The organism is Erysipelothrix aquatica (assembly GCF_009828825.1).
Taxonomy (GTDB): domain Bacteria; phylum Bacillota_I; class Bacilli_A; order Erysipelotrichales; family Erysipelotrichaceae; genus Erysipelothrix; species Erysipelothrix aquatica_A.
Map to the genome: position 1 here is coordinate 517,190 of NZ_WTTA01000002.1, position 25,337 is coordinate 542,526.

General features: G+C 37.0%; 20 protein-coding genes, 1 other RNA gene, 1 pseudogene and 1 other annotated feature. Of the genes and pseudogenes, 4 read left to right on the forward strand and 18 right to left on the reverse strand.

From position 1 onward, the window contains the following. Window positions 1–14: 14 nt before the first annotated feature. From GVV22_RS05805 to GVV22_RS05850, 10 genes are all read right to left on the reverse strand, one after another. Window positions 15–617 (reverse strand): YesL family protein, encoded by a 603-nt coding sequence (locus tag GVV22_RS05805; RefSeq protein ID WP_159649180.1) that lies wholly within the window; start codon window positions 615–617, stop codon window positions 15–17. A 100-nt stretch (window positions 618–717) separates the two neighbouring features. Then, a complete protein-coding gene (locus GVV22_RS05810) occupies window positions 718–2,172 on the reverse strand; it encodes an ABC transporter substrate-binding protein (protein WP_159649181.1) in 1,455 nt (484 codons plus the stop codon). 54 nt (window positions 2,173–2,226) lie between these two features. Further along, the gene (locus GVV22_RS05815; RefSeq protein ID WP_159634787.1) at window positions 2,227–3,147 is read right to left on the reverse strand and encodes a carbohydrate ABC transporter permease; all 921 of its coding nucleotides are present in this window, start codon (window positions 3,145–3,147) and stop codon (window positions 2,227–2,229) included. Between the two features lie 9 nt (window positions 3,148–3,156). Beyond that, on the reverse strand, window positions 3,157–4,089 hold the full coding sequence (locus GVV22_RS05820) for an ABC transporter permease (protein WP_159649182.1): 933 nt from the start codon (window positions 4,087–4,089) through the stop codon (window positions 3,157–3,159). 133 nt (window positions 4,090–4,222) lie between these two features. After that, window positions 4,223–5,413: a family 20 glycosylhydrolase gene (locus tag GVV22_RS05825; protein ID WP_159649183.1), complete on the reverse strand. Its 1,191-nt coding sequence runs from the start codon at window positions 5,411–5,413 to the stop codon at window positions 4,223–4,225. Between the two features lie 334 nt (window positions 5,414–5,747). Then, a complete protein-coding gene (locus tag GVV22_RS05830) occupies window positions 5,748–8,036 on the reverse strand; it encodes an ATP-binding cassette domain-containing protein (protein ID WP_159649184.1) in 2,289 nt (762 codons plus the stop codon). 120 nt (window positions 8,037–8,156) lie between these two features. After that, complete coding sequence (gene miaA, locus GVV22_RS05835; RefSeq protein WP_159649185.1) at window positions 8,157–9,074, reverse strand: tRNA (adenosine(37)-N6)-dimethylallyltransferase MiaA; 918 nt, start codon at window positions 9,072–9,074, stop codon at window positions 8,157–8,159. Further along, window positions 9,071–10,930, reverse strand: a complete 1,860-nt coding sequence (gene mutL / locus GVV22_RS05840; protein WP_159649186.1) for a DNA mismatch repair endonuclease MutL — start codon at window positions 10,928–10,930, stop codon at window positions 9,071–9,073. Before mutL ends, miaA begins: the two co-directional genes overlap by 4 nt. After that, on the reverse strand, window positions 10,923–13,436 hold the full coding sequence (gene mutS, locus GVV22_RS05845; RefSeq protein ID WP_159649187.1) for a DNA mismatch repair protein MutS: 2,514 nt from the start codon (window positions 13,434–13,436) through the stop codon (window positions 10,923–10,925). Before mutS ends, mutL begins: the two co-directional genes overlap by 8 nt. Then, on the reverse strand, window positions 13,426–14,979 hold the full coding sequence (locus GVV22_RS05850; RefSeq protein ID WP_159649188.1) for a PTS glucose transporter subunit IIBC: 1,554 nt from the start codon (window positions 14,977–14,979) through the stop codon (window positions 13,426–13,428). The genes mutS and GVV22_RS05850 overlap by 11 nt, the downstream gene beginning before the upstream one ends. Window positions 14,980–15,046: 67 nt before the next feature. On the opposite strand from GVV22_RS05850, the gene GVV22_RS05855 reads away from it, so the two are divergent. Beyond that, window positions 15,047–16,252 (forward strand): FtsW/RodA/SpoVE family cell cycle protein, encoded by a 1,206-nt coding sequence (locus tag GVV22_RS05855; RefSeq protein ID WP_159649189.1) that lies wholly within the window; start codon window positions 15,047–15,049, stop codon window positions 16,250–16,252. A gap of 24 nt (window positions 16,253–16,276) precedes the next feature. Here GVV22_RS05855 and GVV22_RS05860 read toward each other — a convergent pair whose 3' ends face one another. Continuing rightward, on the reverse strand, window positions 16,277–17,059 hold the full coding sequence (locus tag GVV22_RS05860) for an NAD kinase (protein WP_159649190.1): 783 nt from the start codon (window positions 17,057–17,059) through the stop codon (window positions 16,277–16,279). Window positions 17,060–17,101: 42 nt separating this feature from the next. Between GVV22_RS05860 and GVV22_RS05865 the strand changes: the two genes are divergently transcribed. Further along, window positions 17,102–17,644, forward strand: a complete 543-nt coding sequence (locus GVV22_RS05865; protein ID WP_159649191.1) for a CYTH domain-containing protein — start codon at window positions 17,102–17,104, stop codon at window positions 17,642–17,644. On the opposite strand, the gene GVV22_RS05870 is transcribed toward GVV22_RS05865, so the two are convergent. The 3 genes from GVV22_RS05870 to dnaX are packed head-to-tail and all read right to left on the reverse strand — an operon-like array spanning window position 17,610 to window position 20,961. Next, window positions 17,610–18,476 (reverse strand): hypothetical protein, encoded by an 867-nt coding sequence (locus GVV22_RS05870; RefSeq protein ID WP_159649192.1) that lies wholly within the window; start codon window positions 18,474–18,476, stop codon window positions 17,610–17,612. The two genes, GVV22_RS05865 and GVV22_RS05870, sit on opposite strands and share 35 nt — an antisense overlap. 14 nt (window positions 18,477–18,490) lie before the next feature. Beyond that, window positions 18,491–19,081, reverse strand: a complete 591-nt coding sequence (gene recR, locus GVV22_RS05875) for a recombination mediator RecR (RefSeq protein WP_159649193.1) — start codon at window positions 19,079–19,081, stop codon at window positions 18,491–18,493. Window positions 19,082–19,089: 8 nt separating this feature from the next. After that, on the reverse strand, window positions 19,090–20,961 hold the full coding sequence (gene dnaX, locus GVV22_RS05880; protein ID WP_159649194.1) for a DNA polymerase III subunit gamma/tau: 1,872 nt from the start codon (window positions 20,959–20,961) through the stop codon (window positions 19,090–19,092). Between the two features lie 74 nt (window positions 20,962–21,035). Here dnaX and GVV22_RS05885 point away from each other — a divergent pair, with 74 nt between their 5' ends. Beyond that, the gene (locus tag GVV22_RS05885) at window positions 21,036–21,641 is read left to right on the forward strand and encodes a sortase (protein ID WP_159649195.1); all 606 of its coding nucleotides are present in this window, start codon (window positions 21,036–21,038) and stop codon (window positions 21,639–21,641) included. Window positions 21,642–21,684: 43 nt separating this feature from the next. Here the strand turns inward: GVV22_RS05885 and GVV22_RS05890 are convergent, their stop codons facing one another. Next, window positions 21,685–22,569, reverse strand: a complete 885-nt coding sequence (locus GVV22_RS05890) for a GNAT family N-acetyltransferase (RefSeq protein WP_159649196.1) — start codon at window positions 22,567–22,569, stop codon at window positions 21,685–21,687. 25 nt (window positions 22,570–22,594) lie between these two features. Next, window positions 22,595–22,682: signal recognition particle sRNA small type (gene ffs, locus GVV22_RS05895), an RNA gene on the reverse strand. Between the two features lie 77 nt (window positions 22,683–22,759). Here ffs and GVV22_RS05900 point away from each other — a divergent pair. After that, complete coding sequence (locus GVV22_RS05900; RefSeq protein ID WP_159649197.1) at window positions 22,760–23,551, forward strand: HAD family hydrolase; 792 nt, start codon at window positions 22,760–22,762, stop codon at window positions 23,549–23,551. Between the two features lie 54 nt (window positions 23,552–23,605). Here GVV22_RS05900 and serS read toward each other — a convergent pair whose 3' ends face one another. Continuing rightward, window positions 23,606–24,895, reverse strand: a complete 1,290-nt coding sequence (gene serS, locus GVV22_RS05905; RefSeq protein ID WP_159649198.1) for a serine--tRNA ligase — start codon at window positions 24,893–24,895, stop codon at window positions 23,606–23,608. A 34-nt stretch (window positions 24,896–24,929) separates the two neighbouring features. Next, window positions 24,930–25,121 (reverse strand) — a binding site (T-box leader). Window positions 25,122–25,215: 94 nt separating this feature from the next. Continuing rightward, window positions 25,216–25,337, reverse strand: a pseudogene (locus GVV22_RS05910) (IS30 family transposase); the annotation flags it as partial.

Consider the following 25,337-nt stretch of genomic DNA (forward strand, 5'->3'; position numbering starts at 1 on the left):
TTTCTTTTGCATAACTATCCGATGTGTTCATCAATGGTTACAATCATTGGTTTCCCAATTCGGGAAACTAATACTGTAATCATACCAATTGTTAAGAATGGTAAAAGACCCATATATTTCGACGTAATAAATCCTACCACAATCATTGCTAGCAATAATTTTAAGACACTAAAGAAGTTCCCCATGACTGCGATTGCACTTAGCTTCAATAAGTTTTTATATGAAATTTCAAAATTATTATCAATTAAGATCGCATATAAATATGCACAGATTGTTAGTACAAATGCGGCAGCAATCAAAAATTGAACAAATAAAATTGCGATACCTTTAATTTGTACTGCAAGGTACATATTGTATGCCAAAACTGCGATAATCAAGAAATATGTATAGAAAATCATATTTCCTCTTTTAAAATTACTTACAAAGAGTGTCCCAACCTGCTTCCAATGCATATCACGATGCGTCCACTCATAATCGGTGTACAGCTGAACAACACTTGAGAACGCTGGACCAATGCCTAGAACGACTCCACCCATCATCGTCATAATCCAAAACATTAACGATAATTTGATCAATACATATATTCGGTCAAAAAAATCACTTACATAGGTTCCCATAATCATCATCTTCCTTACTTCTATAATTATATACTATTTTTGATGATAGCGCTTTACGAAGAAAATGGAGAGGGCCAATGCCCCCTCCTTCATTTGATCATTAAGCTTTTTTGCTAAATTCGTCAAATTGTTTTTGCATTTCTTTTTGAATCGTTTCGTATCCTGCTTCTTTTAATTTAGCTATGAATGTTGGAACGACTTCATCAGGGTTAACTGTACCTGTGTGTAGTACTGCATAGTATTCGTCAACAACGTTTGTAACGTTACTGATTTCTGTCTTAACTGAATCTGTAACAAAGTTGAATCCTAAGATTGGTGAAACTGTAGCTGCTTTAGTATCTGCTTCACGTTTTTCGATCATTTCTGTTGTTACATTTTCTGGTTGAAGTAATAATTCTGAGTTTCCTGTATTCCATGCTGCCATGTGGAAACCTTCTTTATATCCATCTAAGAATTTGAGGTGTTTATCCCCTACTTTTTCCCATGATTCGCCTTCAATACCGTATACTAATGTGTTCATCATTTCAGCATTTGTGTTCAATAGGTTTAACCATTTTACTGCTGCTTCTTTATTTTTTGAGTTTTGAGCAACAACGAAGTTAGCCATTTGAGCTTGAGCTGTTGATTTTAAGTTATTGTTTAATGGACGTGATACGATTTTCTTACCAGCAACTTGTGTTAATAAGTTATCACCGTAGTCAGCAGCACCTTGAGTTTCTTGACGCATGAACCATGTGTTGTTGTTCAAGTCGTATGATGTATCATTTGTTGCTGCATCAGTAGGAATTAATCCTTTATTGTATAGATCGTGTAATTCACGTAGACGTTGCATACCAGCTTCTGTTTCGAATGGGTTGATAATTTGTGTTTGATCACCATCGATGTTTACTGCAAATGGTAGTGCATCACCTAAGATGTAGTCAAAGTTACCTAAGTTAGCTTTGAATGTTTTACCAATTGCGAATGGTACAGTTTGTTGTTCATTGTCTTTAATTGTTTGTAACATTGGCTCTGCATCTGCATATGTTTTAACATTTGAGATGTCTAAGTTATATTTGTCTAATAGCTCACCATTGAATGATAACATTTGAGCCGCAAATACGTTACCGTTTACTGGGAAACCGTATAGTTTTCCATTCACAACGTTACCGTCGTAGTAAATTGGGTCTACTGAATCAAAGAATTCTTTTGCATGTGTTTTTGCAAGTTCTGTTAAGTCAGCATATGCTCCTTTTTGAGCATTAACTGTATAGTTTTGAGCAAACGCGATATCAAATTCGTCCCCTGCTGTAACCATTACAGACATTTTTTGGTCATAATCTCCCCAACCAATGTATGTGAAGTTAACTTTAACGCCAATTTCTTTCTCTGAAATAGTGTTAATTTTGTCTGTTAACTCTTTAATGTTTTTTGGTGCGTCCCCAATTTGGTAGACTTGTAAAGTTACAGTTTCGCCTGAACCTGTTCCTTCAGCACCTTTCTTTGAACCACAGCCTGTCAACACTAACAAGAATGCTAATGCTACTACTGCAAATTTTAATGCGCCTTTTTTCATGATAGTCCTCCTCTTCCTCTAAAACTTCATAAATAGGCAATATTTTATATCCTCTTATTCCTTAACGCCACCGATAGTCAATCCTGAGACGAAGTATTTTTGGAAGAACGGATATGTTAGTGCAATTGGTAATGTCGAAATTACGACCATTGCCATTCGTGTAGCTTCACGTGGGATTGACATCCCAGCACTGATTCCCGCGTTTCCAACGTTCTTCGCGATGTAATCCAAATTTGATTGGATTTGCATCAACAGATATTGAAGGGGGTATAAGTTATCAGAAGTGATATACAAGAGTGCGTTAAACCAGTCATTCCAGAATCCTAATGCGGCAAATAAACTGATTGTCGCAATTCCTGGAACTGCAAGTGGAACAACAATCTGTACAAAGATTCGAAGTTCACTTGCACCGTCAATACGGGCTGATTCAATAATGGCATCTGGTACTGTCTTTTTAAAGAAAGTACGCATAACCATAATGTTGAATGGGCTCAATGCCATTGGCAAAATTAAGGCCCAAATCGAGTTACGAAGTCCCAACATCTTGGTAACAACCAAGTAGTTTGGAATCATCCCTGCTGAGAATAACATCGTAAGCAATGCAAATTTCGTAAAGAATTTTCGATATTTAAAGTTTTGTCTTGAAATTGCGTATGCATATGTAGAGGTAAATGTTGTATTGATAATTGTACCTACTACAGTAATAAATACGGTAACACCTAATGACGATAGAAGTTGTCCTTTGAATTCATACAAATATTTATATCCATCTAAACTAAATTCTCCAGGTATCAATCGATACCCTTGAATCGCTAATGCTGACTCACTGGTAAAGGATACTGCGATAATAAAGAAGAACGGGAATAAACACGACAATGCAATGATTCCAAGGAAGATTGAGAAAAACAGGTCTGTTTTTCTACCAAAACTTCGAACTTCTACACTTGCAATTCGTTTCTTAGTTTTTTTGTCCATAATGTCCTCCTAGAATAAGCTTGAATCAGGGTCGAGTTTTCGAACAATTGCGTTCGCTCCTACTAAGATCACCAAACCTACGACTGATTGATAAAGTCCCGCCGCGGACGACATCCCTAAGTCACCCGACGCAGCCAATCCTTTATAGACGAATGTATCGAGAACTTGGGTTACTGGTGTTAATGGTCCTGAATTCCGAGGTACGTTATAGAAGAGACCGAAGTCTGCTCGCATGACATTACCAACTGCAAGAATCATCAAGATACTAATTAATGGTACAATTTGTGGAATTGTAACATGTCGAATTTGTTGCCAACGGTTAGCACCGTCAATTTTAGCTGCTTCATAATATGTTGGATCAATTCCCATGATTGATGCAAAGTAGATAACACTTTGATAACCAAGGTTCTTCCAAATTCCAATAAAGATAATAATAAACGGCCAGTAGGTTGGATCTGTATACCAATTAATTGGCGACGATCCCATATTTACCATCACGCGGTTTACAATACCCTTGTCAGGGCTAAGGAAGGAATATACGAAGGATGAAATTATGATCCATGAGATAAAATATGGGAACATCATTGCCGTTTGGTACGTTTTCACGCGGCGTTTATTCCGTAACATACTCATGACGATAGCAAGGGCAACAGCACAGGCTGTACCAATTACTATGAATCCCAGGTTGTAGAGTACGGTATTACGGGTTATAATCCATGCATTATCGGAACTGAAGAGAAACTCAAAGTTCTTAAGTCCTACCCATTCACTTTCGTAAAGACTTCGTAGGAATCCACCATCGCTGGAGAATCGGAAATCTTTGAATGCGACTACGTTTCCGAATACCGGAATGTAGAAGAAGAAAATCATCCAAAGCGCACCAGGTAATGCCATTAGTAGCAAGACCCAATTCTTGCGCATGTCTTTTATAAACTGTTTCATCATCTATCACCCCAGTTGTTATACAGTTTGCCTTGTGACATCCTAATTGTACCGCTTACATTTTGTTTAATATAGGGACAAAATATATGTAAAAAAGCACAAACTATAGATTTTACACGTAGAATACATATGTTTAGTCGCGCCATAATTTACCTCCAAACGCTTCAATTAATGGTGTAACCATGGCTAATACAGCTGTCTGTGACAGTGCATTAGGATCATCACACCATATCGCAAAGTAGCTCCCTAAGTATTGTTCTGACGTGTCAGAGATGACTTGATTGCGCTGCTCAGAAGCAAGTTCATGGCGTAATGGAAATGTATGTGGCTCAAATGATGCCTGTATTTTATCTATAGTCGGATACGTATATCCTGCTTTTTCACCCAATACAAAATACAGATATTGATCCATAAAATTGAGCACTTTATGTTTATGCTTTATAAATGTTTCTACGGGTGCCATGTATTGGTTCCAGCTCGTCCAATACGTCACTTGAACATGTTTATCCAATTTGACGATTGGTTTCTGGTTTGTACGATACAACCCATCATTCCAAACACGTACTTCCTTTTTATACTCATAGACGTAGTTTGCAATATCATTAATGTAGTCGATGTAGGTATCAACTCCCGTTGCATCAGGACTAAAATGAGCTTTCGCATAGGCTTCGAGCTGCGGATAATTACCATAATTTTCAAATGGAATAAACTCATCACCACCGATATGAATAATTTGGGATGTATAGAAGCACTCTATAACACTCCCTAACATTCCTTTGATGAATCGACGGGCTCTAGGATTTGTAATATCTAAGGCTGATTCGTTTCCCTTTAATTGGTACTGTGGATAATCCTTAAGGATATATTTTAAATGTCCTGGTGTATCAAACGATGGAATAACTTTTATATAAAAGAAATTAGCATAACGAATGATTTCACGCATCTCCAACGTTGTTAGATGCTCTGGTGAACATAGCGATTCATAACCATCCAACGCAAGACGAAACCCTTCGTTTTCTGATATATGAATTTGCAAGGTATTAAGTTTTTGCTTAGCCATGACCTCAATTAGATTAAAAAACCACGTTTTCGAAAAATATTTACGTCCCATATCAATATGAACGCCACGTTCTTGAATCCACGGTTTTTGGTGAATTGCTTCAACGCCTTGAATACGATCCAATGCGCCATAAAAAGCCATCACGTCAGATGATCCACGTATCGTATTACCATTAATGATATATCCTGTTACCGTCGGGTCGATGGAAACATCGAGTACTTCCCGATAATGAGGATATAGTATTTTTATTTTGTCTTCTAACATACTTGACTCCTTTTCTTTTAGTTTAGGTTTTTATGGCGGTATCTAACAGTCATAGATTATAGGAATTTCGATACGAATTAGTGTTCTCTTTTTGAATGCACAAAAAACCTCATGCTCTGTTGAAGTTTGAGGTCATTTAATTTAGGCTCTAAAACCTTATTCCTGATGATTACACTTATTCGGTACCTTAAAAAGTATACATTCAAATTTGTGCATATTTATGCTTATCAGACACCGCGTCTGAACAAGTGTAATTCGACTTTAAAGCATGGTCTCCAAGTCATTAAAAAACCTTGAATTTGCTATGAAACTCAAGGTTGGATTACGATCACAATTATTCGCTACGAAGTGCAACAACTGGATCTTTTTTAGCTGCCATTTTTGAAGGAATAAATCCTGCAATAAAGGTCAATGTAATACTAATTGCAATTAGAATTAATGCATGGTTAATACTTAGGTTTGCGATATTTTGTGCACCCGTCAAGTCATAAACGACCGCATTAATTGGGAACTGGAGTAAGTATGTTACTACGATTCCAAACGTACCGGATACAAGTCCAATTAGGAATGTTTCCGCATTAAAGACACGTGAGATATCTTTTTTACGAGCTCCTAAACTACGCAGCACGCCAATTTCTTTGGTCCGCTCGATAACCGATACATAAGTAATAATACCGATCATGAATGATGATACAACTAATGAAATTGATGAGAAACCAATTAATACATAAGAAATCGTATTAACCATTGTATCCATAATATTTGTCATGATCTCTGACATGTCTGTATACGTAATTTGATCAGGTTTTTCGCGTCCTTGATTGTATGCATCAAGATAATCACGAATTTGTGACTTCGTTTCAAAGTCTTTGGGAATGATTGCGAGTTTCGTCGCAACATCAGAACCACCTAATGATGCAAGAACTTCGTTATAAACTTGTTCTGAATCCATAAATGGATTTGCATTGGCGATTGGCTGTCCTGAGACAACCGAATAAAGATCTTTAACTTCTAATTGTTTTGCCACAACATTTGATTGACGCGCACGCGTTGCAAAATCTTTAGAAAGTGCCTCAGTGTAATAAAGTCCAGGACTGTACATAGAAACAGATGATGCTTCACTCTTACGTAAAACTCCCGACACTGTTAATGTTGTTGCAGTGTCACTGTTAAAGAGTGTTTCGTATTGTGATGTATTTGCTGGTGGAAAAATGCCCATAGCCGATTCTTGATAGAAATCATTGTGTTCAATAAGTTTGTACTCTTTGCCAACAATGGAAGTTGCATCAAACGACTCGCCTTCTATCCCTAAAATACGTTGAGATTGTTTCGGGATACGATTGTATTCATCGACGACAACGACAATTTCATTTTGATTCGTAGGCATCTTACCTGCAATCACATCGTATTGACGATTGTTAAAATCATCGTTGTTCAAGAGTTCACCCACACCATCTTGTCCCGTTTGAACCAATTCATAGTTTGACCCTTTTTGTGTGATCCAGTTCATGGAAACACCTGTTGACTCTTGAATCGAAATATAGAGGTTTGGATCAAGTTTTCTTACATAGTCAATATAGTCAGCAGTAATTACATTTTTCTTCGCTTCGTAACCTTCCATTGGGTCATAGACATTGATTGATGTTGAATCTGGATAGGACTCACCAGGATTCGAAAGATTTGGATTCATCGCCATTCCATAGTCCATTGCCGTTTGCTCGATTGTGATTGGTGATGAGGCAAGCGTTTCTTCTTGCATGGTCTTAATCGTATTCGATAATCCAGTCGAAAGTGCGAGAACCAAGGCAATACCAATAATTCCGATACTCCCCGCTATACTTGTTAGAATGGTACGACCCTTTTTAGCCCATAGATTTCGTCCACTCAATGTTAATGCTGTACGATAAGGCATCGCTGTCATAACCTGTTTATGATTGCTTTCTTCTTCAATATCATTGCTTACGGGATTGCTATCAGAAACCATTTCTCCATCTAAGAATTCAACGATTCGAGAACTATAGGTATGAGCAAGTTCAGCATTGTGCGTTACCATAATAACTAACTTTTCTTTTGATATTTCTTTGAGAAGGTCCATGACCACCACACTTGTTTTACTATCCAGTGCTCCTGTAGGTTCATCCGCTAAGATAATATCTGGATCATTAACCAATGCCCGTGCGATCGCCACACGTTGCATTTGCCCGCCTGACATTTGATTCGGTTTTTTGTTGATTTGGTCATGTAAACCAACTTTAATAAGTGCTTCTTCCGCGCGTCTGTGTGCTTCCTGTTTTCCAATGCCCGATAACTTCATAGATAGCTCGACATTCTGTAGTACTGTCAAGTGAGGGATTAAATTATAGGATTGGAAGACAAATCCAACAGAGCTATTTCGGTACGCATCCCATTGTTTATCTGTATAGGTTTCTGTGGACTGCCCATCGATAATTAAATCACCATATGTATAACGATCCAACCCACCTACAATATTTAATAAAGTTGTTTTTCCGCTTCCTGATTGTCCCAGGATAGATACAAATTCAGTGTCTCTAAATGTAAGGCTTACATCTTTGAGTGCTTGAACCTGTCCATAATTCTTTGTAATATTCTTCAGTTTAAGCATAACCTAACTTCCTTCCGCTGTATCAATATATTAACACAGTGATATTGTGCTTTCAATAGTTTTACGCATCGTTTGATGAAAGATACTTCACACATACGATTTCCTGGGAAATTAAAAAACCTACGATTCCGTAGGTCCTTGTATAAATTGTGCCACACTTTGCGATACTGTTTCGAAAGCATTATCTGATTGAATATCAATCCATTGACTCGGGGTTTGGTGTTTGAACCACGTAATCTGTCTTTTAGCAAAACGGCGGGTATTCCGTTTTATGAGTTCATCACGCACTTCCGCACTAATCTCATGTTTAAAAAACGGTTCAAATTCACGGTATCCGATTGCCTGTAAAGCCTGCAGTTCAAAGAGTTTTGGATTATGGTCAAGCAAACATGAAACTTCCGACTCAAGCCCTTGTGCCATCATCATATCAACGCGCTTATTAATTCGCTCATAAAGTACGGCGCGGTCTGTTTGTAAGAAGAAAATGCATGCATCAAACAGAGCCACATTTTTTTGGTTTTCATGAATCTCGATCTTTGTCTTACCGGCCTGAAGCATATTTAGCGTTCGTACAATACGTTTACGGTTATTGGGATGAACTGCTTGGGCTGCCTCCGAATCCCGCTCTTGAAGCATCTGATACAGTGTGTCATCATCGATGCCCTCGAAGGAATCCTTAACATCCGGAACTTCTTCTTCGAAACGGTAATCATTTACTAATGCATTAATGTATAGTCCCGTTCCACCTACAATGATTGGTAGTTTTCCCTTTGCATGAATCGCTGCAATCGCTGCGCGCGCATCTTTTTGAAACTGGGCAACATGATACGGTTCCTCAATCGATGTAACATCAATTAAATGATGGATGATACCCTCACGTTCTTCCATTGATGGCTTCGCAGAACCAATATTCAGTTCACGATAGACCGCAACGGAATCGGCACTTATAATTTCACCGTTAAATCGATGAGCCAATGCAACACCCATTTTTGTTTTCCCAGATGCAGTTACACCTGCAATTACTACTATTTTTTTCATCGTTTAAATTCCTTAATGAGTTGATTGTGTTCGACTGTTATAAATGTCGGACGTCCATGGGGACAATGGAACGGTTGTTGCGTATGTCGCAATTGCTCAACCAATGTTTCCATGGCTTCCATTGACATAAACTCATTAAAGCGCACTGAAGAATGACACGCCAATGTCGCAATGACATTACGACGCATATCTTCTTCACGAACTACTTTGTCCGTTTCGAACATATCCAACACTTCATTTACAAATTCATGGACCTCTGCTTCATCAATCCAGACTGGAACAGCCCGAAGGACAAATGCATCATCTCCAAAAACTTCGAGTTGCATTTGAAATGGTCTAAAGACTTCATTGATTGCATTGATCTGACCAATTAGTTTTTGACGCCCTTCAATAATCATTGGAATCAAAAAGTCTTGCATGGGTACATCTTTATTTAAGAGTTTATCTTGATAGTATTCATAACGAACACGCTCCATTGCCGCATGTTGATCTATTATATATAATCCCGCATCCCCTTGGGCCAAGATATATTTACCACTTAATTGTGATAGAACTGTTAGTGGCTCAATCAAAACTTCTATGGGTTTTGGTTCTGATGGATATGGTGTTTGAGGTATAAAAGCAGTCTCTTTTTCTTCAACACGATAATCGTGAGTAAATATCGGTGTATCAATAACTGGCATATCTGTGATGTTTACTGGTTCTGATATTACTTCCGATTCGTCATCGAGTGTCCTTGATAGAATTGTATTTTTATCAATATTTTCCTCTATAAAGATTTCTTTTTGAGTTTCAATAATCGCATTTTGTAATGCGTCGCGCATATCCGTTTGTTCTGGTAAACTTGGTTTTATCGTTATTTTTTGTGGTCGCATGCCTTCTGACAGCAAAGCCTCCAAATGATTTTGAATTAAGGATACTAGTTGATCTTCTTTCGACAAACGAATCTCCCATTTACTTGGATGAACGTTAACGTCAACAAGTTGTGGATCGACCGTTATCTTCATGACAACAATTGGATAACGGTCGGTCGGCATATGACGTCTAAAGCTATCAACGACAGCCTTTTGAGCTTTCGGATAACGAATCATTCGATCATTGATGTATAACCAAATCGCATATCGATTTGAACGATTATGTTGTGGTAAAGCTGTAACCCCTTCGATCTTAAAATCATAATTTGAAGCTTCGAAGCGGCGTGAATCTTCTGTAATAGTTCCCCCATAAATTCGGTGGAACACATCCATGACATCACCAGTTCCATAACTTCTAAACACCATGCGCTCATCAAGCATGAGTGAAAAAGCTATATCCGGACGACCCAGTGCAAATTTTTGCACAGTATCCTGGATGATCGAGTTTTCATAATGAATATTCTTAATGTATTTCAGACGCGCAGGTGTCTTCAAAAAGAGATTTCGAACGTGAATTGTTGTTCCTTTATTTCGTGCAAACCGCACGACGTCACGTTTTTTACCATTATCAATAAAAATACGATGACCAGTATCACCATTGTTAGTTGTCGCTTCAACTTGACTAACTGACGCTATCGATGGCAATGCTTCTCCACGAAATCCAAATGTCAGGATTGCGTTTAAGTCGTCTGTATCGGATATTTTACTTGTTGAATGACGTTCAAAGGCACGTGACAAATCATCAGCACTCATACCCTCACCATTATCAGATACTTCAACCAATTGCATTCCACCTTCAATGATTTTAATATCAATCGTTGTAGCCTTAGCATCAATTGCATTTTCAACAAGTTCTTTTACAATACCACCGGGACGTTCAACAACTTCACCAGCAGCAATCATATTTGTTAAATGTGCATCCAATACGTGAATTTTACTCATGTGAATCACCTTCTAAAACTTTTTTGAGTTCAGAAACAAGCATTAACGCTTCAATCGGCGTCAGTTGATTAACATCGATTCCTTGAAGCCGTTGCTTCACAAATCCATAACCTTGCGGTTCTACCTCTACTTGAATAACTTTACTATCAATATTGACTGAGTTCTTAGAAAGTTCGAGAACTTCAAGATTTTGTTTTGCACGATCAATAATACTTTGCGGTAAATGCGCAAGACGCGCAACGTTTATCCCATATGATTTATCTGCTCGCCCATCTAAAACACGATATAGGAATGTTACATGGTCATTTTCTTCATGAACTTCAACATGAATATTTTTAATGCCATCATACATTTCTTCGAGTGCAACCAGTTCGTGATAATGAGTCGAAAAAATCGTCCGTGCTTTAACCGAGTTATTAATATATTCAATAATTGCTTGGGCTAATGCCATCCCGTCATAGGTTGAGGTTCCACGACCAATTTCGTCAAACAAAATTAATGACTGTTCGGTCGCATTAGATAAAGCCGCTTGAGCTTCAATCATTTCGACCATAAACGTAGATTGACCCATGAGAATATCGTCACTAGCACCCATGCGTGTAAAGATTTGATCAACAAGACTCCACTCCATACGGTCACACGGGACAAAACATCCCATTTGTGCAAGGACAACATTTAATGCGACCATTCGCATATACGTACTCTTACCACCCATATTCGGTCCAGTTAAAATCAGTGTATAAATCGATTCATCCATTAGAGTATCACTTGCAATGTATTGTTGATCTTTAAGGGTTGCTTGTAATACAGGATGTTTTCCTTCTTGAATATCAAGGTAACGCCCCTCTACAACTTCAGGTTTTGTAAAACCAGGAAGTGCCGAAATTTCAGCTAAGGCAACAAGTACATCCAATGTCGCAAGACCATCTCCAATTGCATGAATGGATTTCGCATGTTCCGAAACATACTCAGAATACTTCGCAAAGAGTTCAGTTTCTATCTGTAAAATTTGGTCACTTGCTTGGCTTATCTTCACTTCATATTCTTGAAGTTCTTCACTTATATATCGTTCTGCATTGGTGAGTGTTTGTTTTCGGATATAACCGAAATCATCACGAACATTATCGACTTGTCCTTTTGACACTTCAATAAAGTATCCAAACGCACGATTGTATCCTACTTTTAAATTTTTAATGCCTGTCTTTTCCCGTTGTTTTGCTTCATACGCAACGAGCCATTGCTTGCCATTTTTTGAAATTTCAAGGAGTTCATCTAAAGTATCGTGAATCCCGGTTTTAAATGTACGCCCCTCTTTTAATTGAACGGGAGCATCATCTAAAATAGTATTATCAAGCATTTCAAAAACTGCTTCTAAGGGATCTAATTCACTAATGAATTGGAACTCATCAAAACCTTCAATATCTCTTTGAATTGTGCGGAAGACTCCCAATGTTTTCTTCAAACGAACAAGGTCTTGAGCATTATGTTTTCCTGTCGCCATCCGTGCAACGACACGATGAATATCATAGACTTCTTTTAAATTTGCCACTAATTTATCATTTAATAGATAATCTTGAATTAGTGTTTCAATTTGTGCATGACGCTTGTAGATAGCTGTTTTGCTAACCATCGGTTGCATTAATTCTTGTTTTAAAGCGCGTGCTCCCATATTTGTGCGGGTTTTGTTGAGGTAGTGAAACAAGGATAACTCTTTACCATTTTGATGATCTATCAGTTCAAGGTTTGTCATTGTTGCATAATCCATACGAAGGTATGCTTGATCATTCAAAACGACAACATCAGATAAATGGTGTAATGAGCGCTTATGCGTATATTTTAGATAGGCACTCAATCGTGCTAAGGCCATTCCAATCGCTTTATCGTCATGTTTCATGGTCTCATCAATTGTTTCTTGATATGATACATAAATATCTGTTTTGGCTTTAACTTCTTTTAAAATATTGGGGTCAAAGTCTTCGCTCACTACGATTTCTTTAACTTGAAATTGTTGGAGTACTTTAATGATATCTACGAAATCATTCATAACTCTTATGGCACGAACTGTACCTGAAACAATGTCGCAGCTGACAATACTCGCGTAAACAAGATCTGTATGAATGGCTGCAATCTCACGCGTTTCATAATCTTCAACTTCGAGATATGTACCCGGAGTTACAATTTCTACAACTTCACGTTTCACAATTCCCTTAACCGATTTGGGATCTTCAACTTGTTCGACGATTGCTACTTTATAACCTGCATTCACAAGTTTTTGAATATACGATGCTGCGGCATGATGCGGTACACCCGCCATGGGTGCCTTCTCATTACCACCTGCCGATCGTGCTGTTAGCACAAGATCTAAAACTTTCGATGCAACTACGGCATCTTCAAAAAAGAGTTCGTAAAAATCACCTAATCGATAAAACACCAACGCATCATTGGTGTTTTGTTTTATTTCCATATACTGTTGGAGCATAGGTGTCAGTTTTGAATTATCCTTCATTCTCTTCAACTTCCTCTACATCGTGTATTGCTCTGTATGTTTTCATATTTTTATTAATAGCTTTTTGAATCATATATGCTGGTGATCCAATGGATAAGACAAAGCCTTGGCGAGTCTCAACAATTCGAGTAACACCCTGACGGTGGAGCGCAGCAATATTTAAATCTTCTCGATCCCTTAGTTCAACATGAATTCGCGTTAATGTACTTGATACTGTTTCAATATTTGATACACCACCAAGACCTTCTGTGAAGTCTTCAATACGTTGTTGCTTATTCGTAATACTTAGAACATCCAATGCTAGTTTATTGAAGTACAAGCGTGTGAATGAGAAGTAAACTAAGAAGACAATGATCCCCACGAGCAACAAGATAAAGACTTTACTTACTAATACAGTGTTATAGGAAATACCCATCAAATCGATAATATTTCCAGGTGTTGCTGAGAGTAAATTTCCAAAGAAGGAGAAGCCCAATGCCACCGAGAATCCACTCAGAATCGCATAAATAAAACTTGTTGCAAACAGGTGGAAGAAGTATAGTGTTGGGCTTGTAAGTAACATTAAGATTTCGATTGGTAGCAACGTACCACCAACCATCGATACAAGAATCGCAGCAATTAATAATCCAATATTACGGTTACGTGCACGTTTGTTTGAAATGGTCGTTGAGATAGCAATTAAGTAAGCTGGAACTGCAAAGATATTCATAACATAATATGCACTTGTAAAGCGACCAGCACCAAAAACATTCACCGTTTCTTTTAACTGTCCTGCCCAGATGTTGACATCACCAACGAATGATTGACCTGCAAGGTTCATCCAGGTTCCACCTAAGGTATTCAGCCAGAATTCTTGGTGTAATATAACATCTAGGTTAGCAAGTGCCATGAGACGTTCTAGCGCCCCATAGGCAAATAGACTCATCGGATTATTTACATCTTGCGAAATAAATTCCATGATGCTGTACATCATTTCCATAAAATATGGCCATCCAAATGCAAAGAGCATACCGATCACAGATGACCCAACAATTGCGAAAACCATTTTAACTGTTTCACGATCTGCAAATGAGACATTACTTATGTGACGTTTTTCTGAAGTTTTACGATATATATTCTTAACAAAGAGATAGATTGCAATTAAACCAAATATCCCTGTCCGGTATAACATGTACTGTTTATCACCTAATTTGATCACTAATGCGCTAATGTAAGTAGCCGTAGGTGATGTCGTTGGTGACAAGAGTAGCATAGATACTAAAAATGCTAGATATGATATAATTCCTGTGACTACTATGTTCGGTTCGTTTTTCTCATGAGAGAGTAACTTGATAAAAACATATAGTGGGAAATATGCTAAAATAATACCACCACTCATCAATAACACACGTGATATTGAAAGGAGTATTGGACTGTCCAATTTTAAAACACTATTCACATATGGATTGGGTATAATCGTACCAATTGCGACTAGCAACGATCCAAAGAATAATGATTTTAAAGGTAATTGTAATTGTTCGTAATAAGTTTGAAGACGATTCATGTGGAACACCTCTTGATTTATCTTTATATATTATACACTATTCTATCTATTCACAAAAGGAGCGACAATGAACAAATTCATCAATGAAAGTAAGCGCTACTTTACCTTAGACAAAGTTTTGTTCGGAATTATGATTGCATTCGCAACGATAAGTGTTGTGGCCATCTATCTATCCGCACCACTTTTAGATAATGGTCAAGCAGATGCAATTTCTTTAGTTAAGAAACAATTAATGTGGTTTGCGATTGGATCCGCAGTTATCGCATTTCTAATTAAAATCGGTATAGACCGGCTGTTTACTGCGATAGATATAGCTTATTGGATCTTAATGGTCCTTCTAGCTGGTCTTGTAATTGCACGTTTTGCAAATATCAACAGCAGTATCGTTGCACCAATTAACGGAACACGGGCTTGGTATATGATTCCCGGAATTGGTTCTTTCCAGCCTAGTGAGTTTATGAAAATTGTCTTAGTTATCAAAGCTGCAAACGTCATTCATCAACATAACACCGATAAAGAAGGGTATACATTTCAAAGTGATTTTCAACTATTTTTCAAAATTGCTAAATTTGCACTTCCACCTTTTATCCTAATTTTCTTACAGCCAGATACTGGAGTTCCAATTGTTATTCTATTTAGTTTAGCAACTATGTTTATTCTATCTGGTGTACGTCGCGAATGGTTCATTATTATTGCAACATTAAGCATTGGCGCATTATTAGGAATTGTCTTTCTCTACTATAACTACCCAGATGTCCTGAATACCTTACTTGGTGGAGGATCGACGTCATATCGCTTGGATCGTTTCTATGGCTGGCTTGACTATGAAAAGTACGCTATGGGACATGGATACCAACTTTTCCAATCGATGATTTCTTACGGAACTGCTGGTGTTAATGGACATCCACTCGGAACGATGATTGCCCACTATCCTGAAGCACAAACAGACTTCATCTTTGCCGTTATTTCTCAAAACTTTGGATTCATCGGTGGCTCAATAACTATCGCATTATCATTCTTATTTGATATTAAACTCGTCTCCATTACGAAACACAGTGATTTACCGAGAGAACGTTATATGATGATGGGAATCATTGGAATGATTTTCTTCCAGCATCTAGAAAATATTGGGATGATCATGGCAGTGCTTCCAATCACTGGAATTACTTTACCCTTTATTTCGTATGGGGGATCGTCATTGCTTTCGTATATGATCCCACTTGCCGTTGCATTTCATATGTACAGTGAAACACAAAATAGACACAGACACTAAAAAACAGGATATAATCCTGTTTTTTTAGAATAGTGCATTTAAACGTGTTATATGAGGTATCTCTTTAAAACGAGCAAAACGCATAACATGGTCACTATTTCGAATTGTTATATCGTGGATTGAATCTAAATGAACATGTAGATGGTCATAGCAAAGCAACGCATGATCAAACGAGTCACTTGTAAGTCTAATTGTTGTATGTGGATTCATTACCAATGGAGATCCTAAGCTTCGAGCATGGCGATGGTGAATTCCAGATATTTCAGTCATCTGTAAGAGATCAAGTCCCGGATAAATTACTGCTCCGCCAATAGAACGATTGTACGCAGTCGATCCATATTGTCCTGATATACATACGCCATTTCCTCTAAAAGTTTCAAAATATGAGTCGTCAATATGAATATCCATCGTTTGCGTCTTTACAATATTTTCCACGCGAACTTCATTAAGTGCATAGTAATGTGACACCTTGGTAGTATTTTTTAAAGTGACTTCTAAGATTCTCTTCTTATCAATGATTGGTTGTTTTGTTAAAACATCCGCAATGAAGTCATCAATTTGATCCTGTGTATAATCTGTTGAAAACCCCAAAGTTCCCGTATGAATACCCACAAAAGAGACGTTTTCAACTTTATCAATATACTCGTGAAATGCTTTCAACAAAGTACCGTCACCACCGACACAAATTACGAGTTCTGGTTGATGCTCATCACGAACCATCCCACCTTCAGTTAATTTGCGTGTTACCATTTGGCAAATACTTTCTGATGCATTATCACCACGATGAATTGTTATAAATCGTTTCATAAGTTACTTCCTTTTCCTTTAGACATATTGTAACATAGTAATATGAAACATAACCTAGAGATTGAATACAAAACAATGTTGGATGAACCTTTATTTGAGAAGATTAAGTCGAAATTGCCTTTCGATTATGGAGTCAACCAACGCAATGATTACTACGATACACCTGATCGTCAACTGTACAGTATGGGCATCATGTGCCGTATTCGCACAGTCGAGAATCGCTTCGAGTTTACTGTTAAAATTCCTCAAGAGGATGGGGTCATGGAACACGAGGTGCTCTTAGAAACAAAGACATTAGACCACCCTTCCGTTATTGATTTTTTTAATCGGTTAAACTTGAACGTTAACCAATTGGATTGCATTGCATATAGTGACACTCAACGCTATACGTATGATGATGCGTATGGATCTTGGTGCCTCGATGCATCATCATTCGAGAATCACAGCGACTTCGAGTTGGAATATGAGCTACATGAAGCAAACGAAAAAGCATATCCACACTATGTAGATATGCTCAATGAGTTAAATATTGAATACCGCGAAGCAAAACCTAAATATATAAGGGCGTTAACTTCAGGCGCTTAAATTGATCTTCAAAATCACGCATCGAAGTTTTCGATACAATGACGAACTCAAGTTGATAAACTTCGAGTTCTTTTTTTAACCACGTTATAATACCGAGAAGCTCATAAAAGTGGTTTTTTATTGATGAGCTTGGCAAATAGATTTTAGTTAACCGCTCCGTATAATGATATGCGATAGGACCGATTCGCGATGTATTCTCAATATTGTAGGTCAAATTTTCTTGTAATTGTGTCCATGTCACAGCAATATCAGAAATTGCATTTCGGATTGTCTGTTCATGGATATCTTCATAAATTAAATTCATCTCGACGCGAGCATTTATTACTGCAAACCATTGATCGATACCAATCGTTTCTGCCTTCTTTAAGAGGTCAATCGCGACATCTCTGCCACCATCCACAAGATACAAGAATGATTCAAGTCTACTTGGCAAGACGAAGTCAACTTCACTTAGAAAGACTGGTCCTTTGAAAAACACGACATGGTCTAATTCGATTGATTGAATTTGTTTGGGCGCTTCCCCATCTTTAGTCGCATTCATAATGGAGTCATGAAACGAAGAATAATCCTTGTATCCATTCATGTGTTGATACTCGTCCCATGTCCGCTTGATACTCATCGTTCGTACACTACGAGCACGACCATATCCAATAATTCCTTTTTCTTTTGTTACGGGGTGAATATAACGTTTGTCTATAAAGAATAACAATGAGCCTACATCAAAGCGTTCAAATCGCTTCGTGCTAAGACGCCAAAAATTGATGGAACGATGACCATTACTTCTATGAAATTCTATCATTCTTTCGTCCGAAATATATGCGATTGAGCTCATTATGTTATCCTCCTTTACTTAATTTTATTACGTCCTTCAAAAGCTTTGATTAATGTCATGTCATCGGCATAATCGAGATGCCCTCCAATTGGAAGTCCGAAAGCCAAACGTGTAACATCAACTTTATCCTCGAGCCTTTTAGCAAGGTACAATGAAGTCATTTCACCTTCAACTGTCGCATTCAATGCTAAAATCACTTCTTTTGATTCTTGAGATAGACGTTTTTCCAAACTTTCAATATTCAATTGATCAGGCATTATGCCTTTTTTGGTTGAAATCAGGCCATCGAGCACATGATAGACACCATGATATTCTTGTGTTTTTTCGATTGAAAAAACTTCTTTAGCACTTGAAACAACACAAATTGTATTTTGATCACGAGTGTTATCTGCACAAATATCACAGATTTCTGTTTCTGTAAGATTATGGCATACTTTACATGTTTTAATGTTTAATTTTATATTCATCAGATTGCTTGCAAATTCGTTGAGATCTTCAATGTTTGATTCCAACATTGTAAGTGCATAACGTTCTGCTGTTTTTTGACCAACTCCAGGAAGCATTTTAAAAGATTCTATGAGTTGTTGCAGTGTTTTCGGATACATTATAACTCCTATTCAATAATTTCTACGGAATCACCAAATAGATTTAAGACGCTATCAAGTGACTCATCAACAATTCGGGCATCTTCCGCATTTTCTTCTGTTACTGTAAGTTCTTCAGGTAGAACAGGACTTGGTAACGTTCCTGCTTTATTAAGTTCAATAAATTTTACGACCGCTTCTTGATACATATTGACCGAGATTGCTAAGATTGTTTTATCTTTATTGAAAATCACCTCGCTAAATTTATTGAGTTCGTGACGATTTCGTGCTTCACCAATTTCACGAACTTCAATTTCAGACTGCATCGCCACAACCACAAAGAACAGACTACTTAACACAACTTTACCGCCAGATAGTAATCTCGCTGATCGTGCCCATTGTGGTATATTTCGATACCTTTGAATTTGCTTAAATTGCTCTTCATCCGCTAGTCTCAGTGACTTATCAGCAGTTACCATAAGTCTGATAATCATATCTGTATCAATATTCTTTAAGCCAATACTATTTTCTGTATGTACAGGAGCAATACTTGATGAGTTTATTGAATCATCCACGACATCTTCGATTACTTCATGTTCAGTATCATCAAACTCAAATTGTATTGAATCTTCTGGATTCGAAACAACAACTTCCGGTTGTTTATTTACATCTTTTGTGAGTACTGCTGGATCTAAATCTGTAGGAACTTTCGTACTTACGGATTCTACTATCGGTTTTAAGTCTTTTGGAGTTTCAACTACTGTCTCTTGTTTATTTGGAATAAATTGCGTAAGTTTTTGAGTTGGCTGTCCTTGCACTGTACCTGAGTTATTCGAAAAATGATTAAATATGTCTAACATAGCAATCTCAAAATACATTTCGGGTTGTTGTGAGAAACGCATCTTTTCTGCATACTCTAACAAGATATCAATCATTTTAAGACGAACATCTGTTGTAAATGCTTCTGATAAATAACGAACTAAAGTATCTTCGGTTAATGTATTCATTTTAGTATATGTATAAATCAGACTATCTTTAAGGTTTTTTGTAATGTCCATCACTAAGCGATCATAGCTGACTGATTGCATTTTCATAGCTTTAATATTATCAATAAGTTGCCGCATATCACTTACCGCAATATTTCTAAACATTTCCATTTTTCCATCAACTGATAACACACCGTTTGATGCATAGATTTGTTGCTTTGTAATCGAACCATCAGATAGTACAATTGCTTGCTCTAGAATAGTTAGTGCATTTCGCAATCCACCACCCGATAAAGATGCAATCAATTCCGTTGCACCAGGTTCTGCACTTTCGTTTTCTTTCTCTAAAATACTGTCTAAACGCTCTGCAATTGCCAATTCAGGAATTCTCGTAAAATCGAATCTTTGGCACCTTGAAATGATGGTTGGAAGTACTTTATGAATTTCTGTAGTCGCGAGAATAAAGACGACATGACTTGGTGGTTCCTCTAATGTCTTTAATAGGGCATTAAATGCACCTTGCGTCAACATATGGACCTCATCAATAATATACACTTTATATTTACCTAAAATTGGTGTGTATTTAACACGTTCGATTAGACTTCGGATTTCATCTACACCGTTATTACTTGCTGCATCGATTTCAATTAAGTCAGGATGTGTATTATTTTGTACTGCAACGCAGTTATCACACTGACCACAGATCAGTTCAGTTTCACTTGTACAGTTTACTGCACGTGCAAACAATTTTGCTGTTGAGGTTTTTCCGGTACCTCGGGGACCTGTTAAAAGATAAGCATGCGATATCTTATCTTTTTTTACTGAATTTGTAAGGACTTCAACAATATGTTGTTGGCCGACTACTTCGTCCATCGTAGAAGGTCTGTATTTTCTATATAATGACTGATATGCCATGTTATCACCTATTATTCATTATATCATACGGCCTATTGGTTGTAATTACTTATTTGATTCCATATAATTAAGGTATGGAAAAGAAGAAAAAGGTAAATGTTCTTGGTATCATTGGGATACTAATGACTGTGCTGGGGCTCTCAATCATTGTTTACGATGTAGGTATCAAATACTTTGAACGTAAATCACAGGAACAAGAACTACAAAATTTTATGAATGCTCCTTTATTATCTGAGAACTCGGAGTTGCCAGCTGAGACTGTTGATGCCAATGTATGGGGCTATATAGTTATTGAAAAACTAGGTGTGAATCATTTGATTGCTAAAACAAATGATTGGAACTATCTTTCTCGCTATGTAGTTGCGTATGAAAGTTCTCCTGAACCTACAGGTAACGGAAACTTCGCTATTGCTGGCCACAATGGTAACTGTGCAAGCTGTGTTTTTAGAGATTTTGATAAACTTGAGATTGGTGATGAGGTAATACTTAACGATAAAAAAAATACTTATACTTATCGTATTGAAGACATTTCTACCGTTCATCATACGGATGTGTCGGTCTTGAATGACACTCCAGATTCTAGAACACTTACTTTAATTACATGTACAGAACAGACGACTGTTGATCCATGGCGAACTATCGTCAAAGCAACACAAATCAGTGAAGTACCGAACACATAAGTTTACACTATAAAAAAACATCAATCCAAGTGATTGATGTTTTTTAAATTTCTTTTTCCATCATTATATGATCAATTCCTGCGTCATCAAAGACTTCACCATATTCTTTGTAGCCATTTTTTTCATAGAATGGTATTGCTTGAATCTGAGCACCCAACTCTAGTCGCTTAAATCCATTATTTTTTGCTTGTTTCTCAGCATCCTGGAGCAATTTAGTCCCTATTTTGAATTTCCGATACTCTTTGAGCACTGCAACTCTTCCAACCTTGAGGGTATCACCCTTTTTCACATACCGAGCAGCTCCAACAACTTGATTATTAACAACCGCCATTACATGCATTACATTCTCATTATTAGGTGAATCGTATTCATCTATTTCGAGGCTTATATCAACGTTTTGTTCTTCTACAAACACTTTCTTTCTGACATCTAAGTATAGATTATAGGATTCATCGTCGACACGTTTGATTTTTACTTCATTATTACGTTTTTCTTTAAAAAATTCTTTCATAAGTAATCTCCCTTCAGATTCGAGTATGTTTGGGATTACCTTCGGGTAATGATTAAATCCCTTAATTTCAGACATATTCAATACTGACCCATAGCTACCACTATTTGGTTCATTAGCACCAAATACTACCGTATCTACATGAGCTTGAATCATTGCACCTGCACACATTTGACAAGGTTCAACAGTTACATAAACAGTACAACCGCTTAAGTTCCAACTATTAAGTGATTTCCCCGCATCATTCATGGCTTCAATTTCTGCATGTGCGCTTGTTCTATTGGTACTCTCTCTTAGATTGAATCCTTTACCTATAATTCTCCCGTCTTTTACTACGATAGCACCGACAGGTACTTCATCCATCTCATATGCCAATTTAGCTTGTTTTATAGCTTCTCTCATATACATTTCGTGATTCATGATTTATCACCTCATTTTGGATACAAAAAAAGCCACTACACACATAAGAGCTAAATTAAGGCTGCTGTATTCCTACCCTGACCTGGTTCATTAGATTATGTTGTAGTAGCATAGTTATTATAACAAATATGCAAATAAATGCAACGTTTCACGTGAAACATTTATGATATAATTTCACTGGAGGTAGTATATGCCAAAACTATTTGTAAGTGACATGGATCACACCCTTCTGAATGATAATTCAGAGTTGCCAAAAGATTTTAAAGAAACACTAGATCTACTAAACAGTAGTGATTCCGGACTTGTTCTAGCTTCCGGAAGAACACTCTTTAGTATTAAAAATAAAGTAAAGGATTTTAATCATGAGATCAATTTTATCTCAGACAATGGTGCAATTGTCGAATATAACGGAAAAATTATCTATAAGTCTGTATTTTCTCAGGAAGATATTGAAGAAATCCTAGTTCCCATTCGTAAAGCAAAAGAAACTTCAATCATCGCATCGTCTCTAACGAGTGCTTATGTCGAAGTCTATAATGATGACCATAAACAAAAACTGTATGAATATTATCTCGACTACAATATAGTCGACGACATATCTAAAGTGAATGACGATATAATCAAAGTTACTATGCTGAGCCTTAATAATACGGTTGATAATTACAAAGAATTTATTGAACCTGCCCTATCAAGCAGTTATAATGCTGTTACTGCGGGTAAAATTTGGATTGACGTCATGCATAACAATGTCGATAAAGGCGAAGGTCTTAAGCATCTTCTCGAAGAAATGAATATAGATCGTAATGATGTTGTTGCATTTGGTGATTACCATAACGATATTGGAATGCTCGAGCTAGCGGGTATAGGATATGCCGTTGAGAATGCGCATGATGATGTCAAACAAATTGCTGATTTTGTAGTTGAAGACAATAATTCTGCTCCTGTAACTCGAGTTATTAAGGAATACTTAACAAAACAGTAGTTAATGCAACTAAAAAAGGAGTTAATCTTAAGATTAACTCCTTTTCTTAATGATTTATTTAGATACAGGAACCATTTTTTCTTTGAATCCCATGTAAGGTCTTAATGCTTCAGGAATTAGTACTGAACCATCTTCTTGAAGATTATTCTCTAAAAATGCGATAAGCATACGCGGAGGTGCAACAACTGTATTGTTTAAGGTATGTGCGAATACGCGTCCGTCTTTTGTATCAATTCTTATTTTTAGTCTTCTTGCTTGAGCATCTGTAAGGTTTGAGCAACTCCCAACTTCGAAGAATTTCTTTTGACGAGGACTCCATGCTTCAACATCAACAGATTTGTGTTTAAGATCTGCTAAATCACCTGAACAACACTCTAATACTCTGACTGGAATATCTAAACTTTGGAAGTAATCAACTGAATTTTTGTACATTTCTTCAAATAATGCAGCACTTTCTTCCGGTTTACATACAATAACCATTTCTTGCTTCTCAAACTGGTGTATTCTATATACTCCTCGCTCCTCTATCCCATGAGCACCTACTTCTTTACGGAAGCAAGGTGAGTAGCTAGTGAGGCGTTGTGGCATCTTTGATTCAGGATTAATTGTATCAATAAACTTACCAATCATTGAGTGTTCACTGGTACCAATTAAGTACAGATCCTCTCCTTCAACTTTATACATCATATTTTCCATTTCTTCAAAGCTCATCACACCAGTCACAACATGACTACGAATCATATATGGTGGAATAACATAATCATAACCACGATCAATCATGAAGTCTCTTGCGTATGCAGTAACAGCTGAATGAAGACGCGCAACATCCTTTTGTAGGTAGTAGAAGCCTTGTCCACTAACTTTTCGTGCTGCTTCTAAGTCGATTCCATCGAATGACTCCATAATATCTACGTGATAAGGGACTTCAAATGGCTTTTCTACCATTTCTCCGTGACGTGAACGCTCAACATTTTCACTGTCATCTTTTCCTAATGGAACATCATCAGCAATTAAGTTCGGTATTTGCATTAAGAGTTGTTGTAATTTATCAAATACTGGCTCTTCATTTTGCTCAATTTCTTCAAGTTCTTTAGCAAATGCTTGAACTTGCTCTTTTATGGCGTTAGCTTCATCGATTCTCTTTTGACCCATTAGTTTACCAATTTCCTTACTTAATGAGTTTCTTTGTCCACGTAATTCGTCTGCACGTGTCTTTAAACCACGATATTCAATGTCCAATGCAATGATTTCATCGACCATCGGTAGTTTGTGATCTTGGAATTTTTTCTTGATGTTTTCGCGAATAATATCCGCATCAGTTCTAAATAGATTAATATCTAACATAACTATCTCTCCTAAAATAAAAAAAACACCCTCATTAAGGGACGGATTTACCGTGGTGCCACCCTTTTTCGAATGTTTCACGTGAAACATCCCTTTAACAGATAACGGCTGTCTTCCGAATTTAATCTCTCAAGGGTAGATCTATAATCAATTAATAATACTTCTCACCAACAGTATCTCTCTTTAAATAACTTACGACTATATTATTCCCTCTCATTGAGTTTAAGATAATTATAGCCATTACTCTATTTATTGTCAAATTAGTAAGTTTTGATTGTATATAAAGAAAAAGCATACGACTAATCGTATGCTTTATTTTATCAAATCTCAACCGCACCACTATTCATTTTTAAAAATTCTATCTCATAGGCAGTTTTAAAGTCAAACATTTTGCGAGGCATTGAGTTGATTTTAAAGGCAATGTCATCAAGATATTGTTGTC

What these genes read in the sequence shown, in the direction of transcription:
- mutL (WP_159649186.1), bottom strand. Translation starts at nt 10,930, where the DNA reads ATGAGTAAAATTCACGTATTGGATGCACATTTAACAAATATGATTGCT.
- mutS (WP_159649187.1), bottom strand. Translation starts at nt 13,436, where the DNA reads ATGAAGGATAATTCAAAACTGACACCTATGCTCCAACAGTATATGGAA.
- GVV22_RS05865 (WP_159649191.1), top strand. Translation starts at nt 17,102, where the DNA reads ATGAAACATAACCTAGAGATTGAATACAAAACAATGTTGGATGAACCT.
- recR (WP_159649193.1), bottom strand. Translation starts at nt 19,081, where the DNA reads ATGTATCCGAAAACACTGCAACAACTCATAGAATCTTTTAAAATGCTT.
- GVV22_RS05810 (WP_159649181.1), bottom strand. Translation starts at nt 2,172, where the DNA reads ATGAAAAAAGGCGCATTAAAATTTGCAGTAGTAGCATTAGCATTCTTG.
- miaA (WP_159649185.1), bottom strand. Translation starts at nt 9,074, where the DNA reads ATGAAAAAAATAGTAGTAATTGCAGGTGTAACTGCATCTGGGAAAACA.
- GVV22_RS05860 (WP_159649190.1), bottom strand. Translation starts at nt 17,059, where the DNA reads ATGAAACGATTTATAACAATTCATCGTGGTGATAATGCATCAGAAAGT.
- GVV22_RS05885 (WP_159649195.1), top strand. Translation starts at nt 21,036, where the DNA reads ATGGAAAAGAAGAAAAAGGTAAATGTTCTTGGTATCATTGGGATACTA.
- dnaX (WP_159649194.1), bottom strand. Translation starts at nt 20,961, where the DNA reads ATGGCATATCAGTCATTATATAGAAAATACAGACCTTCTACGATGGAC.
- GVV22_RS05815 (WP_159634787.1), bottom strand. Translation starts at nt 3,147, where the DNA reads ATGGACAAAAAAACTAAGAAACGAATTGCAAGTGTAGAAGTTCGAAGT.
- GVV22_RS05855 (WP_159649189.1), top strand. Translation starts at nt 15,047, where the DNA reads ATGAACAAATTCATCAATGAAAGTAAGCGCTACTTTACCTTAGACAAA.
- GVV22_RS05825 (WP_159649183.1), bottom strand. Translation starts at nt 5,413, where the DNA reads ATGTTAGAAGACAAAATAAAAATACTATATCCTCATTATCGGGAAGTA.
- GVV22_RS05870 (WP_159649192.1), bottom strand. Translation starts at nt 18,476, where the DNA reads ATGAGCTCAATCGCATATATTTCGGACGAAAGAATGATAGAATTTCAT.
- GVV22_RS05850 (WP_159649188.1), bottom strand. Translation starts at nt 14,979, where the DNA reads ATGAATCGTCTTCAAACTTATTACGAACAATTACAATTACCTTTAAAA.
- GVV22_RS05830 (WP_159649184.1), bottom strand. Translation starts at nt 8,036, where the DNA reads ATGCTTAAACTGAAGAATATTACAAAGAATTATGGACAGGTTCAAGCA.
- GVV22_RS05805 (WP_159649180.1), bottom strand. Translation starts at nt 617, where the DNA reads ATGGGAACCTATGTAAGTGATTTTTTTGACCGAATATATGTATTGATC.
- GVV22_RS05890 (WP_159649196.1), bottom strand. Translation starts at nt 22,569, where the DNA reads ATGAATCACGAAATGTATATGAGAGAAGCTATAAAACAAGCTAAATTG.
- GVV22_RS05820 (WP_159649182.1), bottom strand. Translation starts at nt 4,089, where the DNA reads ATGAAACAGTTTATAAAAGACATGCGCAAGAATTGGGTCTTGCTACTA.
- GVV22_RS05900 (WP_159649197.1), top strand. Translation starts at nt 22,760, where the DNA reads ATGCCAAAACTATTTGTAAGTGACATGGATCACACCCTTCTGAATGAT.
- serS (WP_159649198.1), bottom strand. Translation starts at nt 24,895, where the DNA reads ATGTTAGATATTAATCTATTTAGAACTGATGCGGATATTATTCGCGAA.